Source organism: Shewanella sp. CG12_big_fil_rev_8_21_14_0_65_47_15 (assembly GCF_002783505.1).
Classification (GTDB): domain Bacteria; phylum Pseudomonadota; class Gammaproteobacteria; order Enterobacterales; family Shewanellaceae; genus Shewanella.
Window position 1 is genome coordinate 101937 of record NZ_PFGL01000002.1, and the last position, 8127, is coordinate 110063.

At 50.2% G+C, this 8127-nt stretch carries 8 protein-coding genes; all 8 read right to left on the reverse strand.

The annotated features are described in order from the left end of the window. The coding region (locus COW15_RS01645) for a phosphoribosyl-AMP cyclohydrolase (protein WP_293629136.1) at positions 1-208 on the reverse strand (208 nt) is incomplete at its 3' end. 121 nt (positions 209-329) lie between these two features. Beyond that, entirely contained in the window at positions 330-1103 is a 774-nt protein-coding gene (hisF, locus tag COW15_RS01650; protein WP_293629138.1) for an imidazole glycerol phosphate synthase subunit HisF, read from the reverse strand. Continuing rightward, positions 1085-1822, reverse strand: a complete 738-nt coding sequence (gene hisA, locus COW15_RS01655; protein ID WP_293629140.1) for a 1-(5-phosphoribosyl)-5-[(5-phosphoribosylamino)methylideneamino]imidazole-4-carboxamide isomerase — start codon at positions 1820-1822, stop codon at positions 1085-1087. Before hisA ends, hisF begins: the two co-directional genes overlap by 19 nt. Before the next feature lie 66 nt (positions 1823-1888). Beyond that, on the reverse strand, positions 1889-2659 hold the full coding sequence (gene hisH, locus COW15_RS01660; RefSeq protein WP_293629142.1) for an imidazole glycerol phosphate synthase subunit HisH: 771 nt from the start codon (positions 2657-2659) through the stop codon (positions 1889-1891). Between the two features lie 31 nt (positions 2660-2690). Continuing rightward, positions 2691-3782: a bifunctional histidinol-phosphatase/imidazoleglycerol-phosphate dehydratase HisB gene (gene hisB / locus COW15_RS01665; RefSeq protein ID WP_293629143.1), complete on the reverse strand. Its 1092-nt coding sequence runs from the start codon at positions 3780-3782 to the stop codon at positions 2691-2693. A gap of 29 nt (positions 3783-3811) precedes the next feature. Next, positions 3812-4933 carry a histidinol-phosphate transaminase gene (gene hisC, locus COW15_RS01670; protein WP_293629145.1) on the reverse strand — a complete coding sequence of 374 codons (1122 nt, stop codon included), beginning with the start codon at positions 4931-4933 and terminating at the stop codon, positions 3812-3814. Between the two features lie 60 nt (positions 4934-4993). Then, positions 4994-6316, reverse strand: coding sequence for a histidinol dehydrogenase (gene hisD, locus COW15_RS01675; RefSeq protein ID WP_293629146.1), 1323 nt, complete (start codon positions 6314-6316; stop codon positions 4994-4996). Positions 6317-6319: 3 nt separating this feature from the next. Beyond that, on the reverse strand, positions 6320-7219 hold the full coding sequence (gene hisG / locus COW15_RS01680; RefSeq protein WP_293629147.1) for an ATP phosphoribosyltransferase: 900 nt from the start codon (positions 7217-7219) through the stop codon (positions 6320-6322). Positions 7220-8127 lie beyond the last annotated feature (908 nt).

Genomic DNA, 8127 nt, shown 5'->3' on the forward strand with positions numbered 1-8127 from the left:
AACGCTGTTTTGAGCGACTGAAAAAGGTCACATCACCTGTGCTTAAGGTTTTTTCCAACGCGGCCTTATCCATATAACCGAGCATTAATACCTTGCCCGATAAGTGATTTTGGATCACGGCAGGAATAAGCCCATCCTGTTTATCCCAATCCAACTCATTAACTTGAACAGGGCTAAAATCCGACTTAGTGTTTGTTTGCGTTGACATAGTGTTCACTCTTAATTTGTTGATGCTTTTTAGCGACGTATTTGGGTTGTTAGCTCTTACTGTCGCGGTAGCGAGAGGCGGCATTAGCTCGCTATAAACGATTGACCTCTAGTTGCAATAGCTAGAGTCTAATTGCAATACCTTCGGCCGCTAAATAGGCTTTTAACTCACCTATGTTGATAATCGCCTTGTGGAATACGCTCGCTGCCAGCGCGGCATCGACCTTAGCTTCAATAAATACATCGCGGAAATGCGCCATAGTCCCAGCACCGCCCGAGGCAATTAACGGCACATCGCAGATCGCACGAACAAGACTTAACTGCTTGATATCATAACCGCCACGCACGCCGTCTTGGTTCATCACATTGAGCACGATTTCACCACAACCCCGTTTTTGCACTTCTTCAACCCAGTCTTGGGTAAACCATTGGGTGTCCTTAGTCGCCGCTTCATCGCCGGTAAATTGCTTTACCTTATAGCTGTTGCTGGTGGCATCGAAAAAGGAGTCGATACCAATCACGATACATTGGCGGCCGAACTCATCCTGCAGGCGTGAGATCAAACTCGGATCGGTTAAGGCCGGCGAGTTAATCGAAATCTTATCCGCCCCAAAGGCTAATAATTCACGGGCTTGGCTAATGGTTTTAATGCCACCCGCCACGCAGAAGGGAATATCAATCTGCTCCGCCACGCGGCTCACCCAAGATTTATCGACCACACGTTCGTGGGCGCTGGCGGTAATGTCATAAAACACTAGCTCATCGGCGCCTTCTTCGGCATAACGTGCGGCTAGGGGGACGATATCGCCGACAATTTCGTGGTTACGGAACTGCACGCCTTTCACTACTTTACCGTCTTTTACATCTAAACAGGGGACTAGTCGTTTGGCCAGCATTGGATTGCCTCCGCCACGTTAAACTGATTGATAAGCAAGGCTTTACCGATAATGATGCCCGCAGCGCCGCTGTCACGCACGGCGGCAACATCCTCAAGAGTCGCAATACCGCCGGAGGCTTGCCAAGCGATATCGGGATAACTTGCTGCAATTTCTTGATAAAGCGCGGTATTCGCGCCCGTTAAGGTGCCGTCACGGCTAATATCAGTCACTAGCGCATGCTTTAAGCCGACCGCGCTAAAGGTTTCTACAAGGGATTCTAAACTCTTACCGCCACCACTTTGCCAACCGGATACGGCGACCATTTTCTCGCCGCTCTGGTTGATATTGACATCGAGCGCGAGGCAAATTGCCTCGCAGCCGTACTTGATAAACCATTGTTTAACTAACTCAGGTTCTTTCACCGCCAGTGAACCAATCACTACGCGTTTTACGCCGATAGCTAATAATTCAGTGACTTGCTCCTGCGTGCGAATACCGCCGCCCACTTGAATGTTAGCGTTAAGTCCCGCCACGAGTTCACCGATAAGACGAGTTTGGCGTTTAGCGGGATCCTTCGCGCCCGTTAAATCAACGATATGCAACCACTTAGCGCCTTGGGCCTCGTAGGATTGCAACTGCGCCAAAGGACTTAAATCAAAGGTGGTCTGCTGGCCGTAATCGCCCTGATAGAGGCGGACGATATTGCCATCAATTAAATCGATCGCAGGGATTATCATGAGTTCACATCCTCGATTGATTTATCTATAACTAATTTATTAATAAGTGGTTTTTTAATGAGTAATTTATTCATTGGTCAGCCTTTCCTGCGCCAACTTGTCCATCAGCGCTTCATCCATCAATAAAAAGTTACGCAGAATTTGCGCGCCCACGGCGGCACTTTTTTCTGGGTGGAATTGAACCCCCATAAAGTTGCCTTTGCCGATGGCGGCGCTAAAGCCTTCACCATAGGAACACTCTGCTAAGGTAAATTCGCTCAACGGCGCGCGGTAACTGTGGACGAAATACACATAACTGCCATCTTCAATACCCGCAAACAGCGGGTGAACGCTAGGGCTGTTGGCGCCTTGTGAGTGTGTCGTTAGCTTAAGTTGGTTCCAACCCATGTGCGGTAAAGGCAAGCCTTCAGCTTTGAGTAACTGCGTATCCAGCTCGCAAATGTCGGTGGGGATTATGCCTAAGCACTCACAATCTTGACCTTTGCCGCCGCGCTCCTTCGAAATCGCCGCGAGCATTTGCATGCCAAGACATACACCCAGCACAGGTTGAGTTAGGCCTTGAATGAGTTCAACTAAGCCTTTTTCATGTAAGGACGCCATGGCGGCTCCCGCAGTGCCCACACCCGGCAGCACCACACGTTTTGCCGCTTTGATTTTGGCTTTATCGTCTGTGACCAACACCTTAGCGCCTAAACGCTCGAAGGCGAAACGTACTGAGTTTAAATTGGCACAGCCCGTGTCTATGATGACGGTTTCTGCATCTGCTGATGCATTTGCTGTTAAATGTGGGCTAGTTGTTAATTGCCGGCCAGCTGTTAATTGAGTGTCTTGTTGCATCCTAACCTCTTAAACGATTTATGCTGCTGCCTTAAAGCACGCCTTTGCTCGATGGCAGAATATCGCCTTCGACTTTAACCGCTTGGCGTAGCGCACGGCCGAGCACTTTAAACAGGGCTTCAACCTTGTGGTGGTCGTTATCGCCTTCGGCGGCGACATGCAGCGTACAGCGCAGGCCATCGGCAAAGGAGCGGAAGAAGTGTGGCACCATTTCAGTGGCCATTTCGCCGACGTGCTCACGCTCAAAATCGGCCGAGAACTTGATAAAAGGGCGGCCAGAGATATCCAGCAGACATTCACCTTTAGCTTCGTCCATCGGCAGACTAAAGCCGAAACGGGCAATGCCGCGTTTGTCACCGAGCGCTTGGCGCAGGGCGTCACCTATGGCCAGCGCAGTGTCTTCGACGCTGTGGTGATCGTCGATTTCCAGATCGCCATCGACTTTCACATCCATTCTAAAATTACCGTGGGTGGCAATTTGATCGAGCATATGGTCGAAAAAGCCAATGCCAGTGTCTATTTTGCCTTTGACTGAACTGTCGAGATCAACCGTCACACGAATGTCAGTTTCTTTGGTGGTACGCACGACCGTCGCGGTGCGGCCTTTACTCAGCAGCGCATCGGCGATGGCGTTCCAGCCTAAAGTGTCGCGTTGATATTTCAGGCTTTTAATACCCATAGCATTGCCGAGTTCCACATCGGTTTCGCGATCGCCAATCACCGCCGATTGGGTGAAATCGATGCAGCCTTGGGTGAGATAGTCTTTGACTAGCCCAAGCTTAGGTTTGCGGCAGCTGCAATTTTCATCATTAAAGTGCGGGCAAATCACCACATCTTCGAAGTGCACCCCTTGGCTTTTGAGGATTTGCATCATCATATTGTGGGGGGCGTCGAAATCTTCCTGCGGGAAAGACGGTGTGCCAAGGCCGTCTTGATTGCTGACCATGACTAAGCGAAACCCCGCCTTTTGCAGACGCAGCAAAGCGGGGATCACCTGTGGCTCAAACACTAATTTCGCCAGACTATCGACCTGTTTGTCGGTGACGGGCTCTTCAATCAAGGTGCCATCGCGGTCGATAAACAGAATTTTTTGTGCAACGTTTGGGACAAATTGTGGGTTCATGGCGCTACCTTAAAATATAGTTCGTTTTATTATTCAACTCGTTGTGACTCAAAAAGGGCGACTAAGCGATCGGTATCCGCCTTTGAACTAAAGCTAAAACGGATCGCTTTGGCAAGCCTTGGATCTTTGTAGGCGCGGGCGACAACACCACTGCCTTGCAGTAACGCTGCTACCTTGGTGACATCATCAAATTCTGCTAATACGTAGTTGCCATTGGGCGTTAGCACTCTGCCACCCCATTGCTCACAGTAAAGATTGAGTGCCGCGGTGAGTCTTTTACCCTGTTGATTGAGCTCCCTTACCTGAATTTTCATCCGCGCAACGCCAGCGCTCGATAATGCTTGGGTGGCGACTTCACTGACGGGTAGCGGCACCGGATAGGGGGCAATCACGCGCATAATGATTTCGACTACGGCCTCGTTTGCCAGCATAAAACCGCAGCGTGCGCCGGCGAGTGCAAAGGCTTTTGACAGGGTGCGCAGTACCACTAGATTAGGATAGCTTTCCAGCAAATCCGCCACGCTGTATTCGGGACAAAATTCAATATAGGCCTCATCGATCACCACAAGCGCGTCGGGTAGGGCTTTGATTGCTTGCTCGATAATAGCTTTGTCGATAACAGTCCCGGTCGGATTATTGGGATTGCAGATAAACACCAGTTTTGCGCCGCGAACGTCCTCGGCATAGCTTGTCGGCAAGCCATATTCCGCGCTGAGACTTAACGCTTTAACGCCCACATTAAAGGTGTTCGCGCTGATGGCATACATGCCGTAGGTCGGGCCAAAGCAGGCAATGCTGTCGACGCCAGGTATACAAAAGGCGCGAATTAACAGTTCAATCGCTTCATCGGCGCCGCGGCTGGCGACTATCTTGCTGGCGCTTACGCCACTGTATTCGCTGTAGGCATTGATAAGCTGCGGCGGTTGGCATTCTGGGTAACGATTCAATTTTGATAAATCGAGTGCTGCCGTATCGACATTATTAAAGGGCGATTCGTTGGCATTGATCCAAATATCACCACGACCGCCCAGTCTGCGGGCACTCTGGTAGGGCGTTAAATCCAGTAACTCAGGGCGCGCTAGGCGCTCGGCTAAATTTAGCGCTAATACTGTGGGTTCTACTGTCTTTTCCATGCTGCTCACTTGGCTCATTTTCTTCACTCAGCTCTATTTTCAATCACTTAAGCGCTAATCATTTAAGATCTAGGCGGATCATTTTTCTAGGCTAGCTAGGCGAATGGCAACGGCATTTTTGTGCGCATCGAGCAATTCGTTACTGGCTAATGTCATGACCGCTTGCCCCAATCCGATTAAACCCTTAGCGCTGAGTTCCTGCACGGTAAAGCGGCGGCTAAAATCGGCTAATGACAGGCTCGACACGGCGCGGCTGTAACCGTAGGTCGGCAGCACGTGGTTGGTGCCACTGGCATAATCGCCAACAGATTCAGGCGTATAAGCGCCTAAAAATACTGAGCCTGCCGCGCGAATGTTTTTCAGCACCTCACGGGGAAAGCGCGTTTGAATGATCAAGTGCTCAGGCCCATATTGATTAGAAACCTGCGCGGCTTGCAGCATATCGTCCACAACAAAGGTGCGACTGCTGAGGAGCGCCGTTGTAGCTATATCACAACGCGGCAGGACGGCGAGTTGTCTTGCCAACGCCTCATTCACACCGTCCGCGATAGCTTGCGAATCTGTCACTAAAATCACTTGTGAATCAGGGCCGTGCTCCGCTTGTGAAAGCAAATCGGCGGCGATAAATTCGCAATTCGCGTCGCTATCGGCAATCACTAACACCTCAGAAGGGCCTGCTGGCATATCGATACACACAGTGCAGCGACCATCCTGTGACACTAAACGTTTAGCTTCCGTCACATAGCGATTACCAGGACCAAAAATCTTATCGACCGCCGGGATCGTTTCCGTGCCAAAGGCTAGCGCTGCAATGGCCTGCGCGCCGCCCACTTGATAGATTTCAGTGATCCCACAGGCATTGGCGGCATAGATAATGGCATCGTTGATCGGCGGTGGGCTGACCAATACTCTTTGTTCGCAGCCGGCAATTTTGGCGGGCAGGGCAAGCATCATCACGGTCGAAATCAATGGCGCGCTGCCACCGGGGATATATAAACCCACTTTTTCAATCGGTTCGCTACGTAGCTCGCAGCGTACTCCCGCCTCGGTTTCCATATCAATCGGGCGAAATTGCTGGGCGCTGTGAAACACATCTATGTTCGCCATGGCTTTGGCGATCGCCGCTTTCAGCTCTGGCGATACCCGTGCGCTTGCCGCAGCAATCTCGGCTTCGCCCATGCGCAGCTCGCCACTTCCTTGTCCATTTACATCACTGGTCGTGCTATTGAAGCCATCAAACTTTTGATTAAATTCGGCAATGGCGGCATCCCCCCGCGTTGCCACCGCATCGATAATGGCGCGAACGCTTTGTTCTAAGCCGCTGTCACCAATTAAGGGCGAGCGTTTTAGCGCCGTTTTCTGCTCGGCGCTTGATAGGGTTGACCAAGTTAGGATTTCCATAGATTACCCCATCATTTTTTCGATTGGCATCACCAGAATCGAGCTGGCACCGAGTGCGGTCAGCTGCTCCATGGTATCCCAGAACAAATCTTCGGTACTGACGGCGTGGATAGCGACGCGGTTAGTATCATCGTTTAATGGCAATACGGTGGGGTTTTCAGCGCCGGGCAGCAGGGCGACGATTTGATCTAAGGTTTCGGTTGGCGCGTGCAGCAGGATATATTTGCTCTCACGGGCGCGGATAACACCATTGACGCGGGACAGAATCTTGTCGATGAGTGCTTGTTTAGTCGGCGTTTGGGTTTGGGTCGATTGAATGATGCAGGCCATAGAGCGGTAAATCACTTCGGTTTCGTATAAACCGTTGGCTTCTAAGGTGGCGCCCGTCGACACGAGATCACAAATCCCATCGGCAAGGCCGGCGCGCGGGGCGACTTCAACCGAGCCTTTTAACATACAGTCGCGATAATTTATGCCTTTTTGCTGCATAAAACGGCGCAGCAGGTTCGGGTAAGACGTGGCGATGCGCAGTCCTTCTAATGAGGAGGCATCGGCGTAACTGAATTCTGTGGGTACGGCTAACGAGAGGCGACATGAGCCGAAATCTAACTGACGCAGTTTGAGGCAATCGGCGGGCTTGTTCAGGGTTTGACGCTCAATTTGTTCCTCTTCGAGCACGTTTTCACCTATGATCCCCATATCAACCACACCGTCCATCACCAATCCTGGGATATCGTCATCACGAACGCGCAGTAAATCGATAGGCATATTGTCGGCGTGAGCGATAAGGCGTTGTTCATTAATGGAAAATTTAACACCACAGCTTTTTAGCAGTTGCTGAGATTCAGTAGAAAGACGGCCAGATTTTTGGATGGCGATGCGTAAACGGTTCGATTCAGTCATAGTGTTATCTCGCTCAAAAGTATCATAATTAAAAGATTCAAAATTAACGCCTAAAAGCAAAAACCCCCGGAATTCCTTCCAGGGGTTTATGATCATCTTGAATCAGTCCGCCAGAAGGATATAGTCCTCCGGCAGTGAGCGTCCGAAGGCTACCGCATATGGTGATGGTGGTGGATAGCGTTCAGTAGTGGGCTCATTTTACTCTCTCGGTATTTAACTTTAGTGGCTTAACTGCTCAAAATACAGTGAAGCCTTGAATGCGTTGTTACGGACGTCTATCCGTATTTAGTGGATTTAAACTAACCGCTTTTATGGGCCTTTGCAACAGCCAATTTGAATTAAATTAGAATATTTATGCGTTTTTGTGAAAAGGCAGAGAGTTATCGCTGAACAAAGCGATTGAGCCTATTTGTTGGGGAGATGTTGAACGTGGACGGAAATGTGTTGGAAGGTTGTGTCGGGGATTCGTAACTTGAGTTGTGAGGTGTTTAGCATTTGCTGATATTCATTAATACAGGCTTGCCATAGTGTTTACTCGCCAGCTCGGTGAATAGAAACCTAGGGTTTCTAAGTTGTTGAACGAGAGCCATGGTCGTTCTCATGCATCCCTGCATTGCACGACATTCAGGCGTCCTGCCTATCAGATGGCGAACTGGCAGTTAAACTGGGACGCTGTTCCAGTCTGTCCTTGGTGCAGGGCTGCTCCGTCTGATGTGCAAGGATTCACAAATGCCGCGATGGCATGGATACCAAAAAGCGGCCATGGAGCGGACGGTCGTCTCGCCAATCACCATGGCTCACCTTTTTAGCATTAGCATAAACTGTAGGTTTTAAAGAAATACGCGGCACGTTTTGGGACAAAAGCGAGCTGAATTTTAGCGGAATTATCTTCATTACGGATAAACAAA

Coding starts and splice junctions, on each gene's coding strand:
- hisF (WP_293629138.1), bottom strand. CDS start 1,103: ATGCTGGCCAAACGACTAGTCCCCTGTTTAGATGTAAAAGACGGTAAA.
- hisA (WP_293629140.1), bottom strand. CDS start 1,822: ATGATAATCCCTGCGATCGATTTAATTGATGGCAATATCGTCCGCCTC.
- hisH (WP_293629142.1), bottom strand. CDS start 2,659: ATGCAACAAGACACTCAATTAACAGCTGGCCGGCAATTAACAACTAGC.
- hisB (WP_293629143.1), bottom strand. CDS start 3,782: ATGAACCCACAATTTGTCCCAAACGTTGCACAAAAAATTCTGTTTATC.
- hisC (WP_293629145.1), bottom strand. CDS start 4,933: ATGAGCCAAGTGAGCAGCATGGAAAAGACAGTAGAACCCACAGTATTA.
- hisD (WP_293629146.1), bottom strand. CDS start 6,316: ATGGAAATCCTAACTTGGTCAACCCTATCAAGCGCCGAGCAGAAAACG.
- hisG (WP_293629147.1), bottom strand. CDS start 7,219: ATGACTGAATCGAACCGTTTACGCATCGCCATCCAAAAATCTGGCCGT.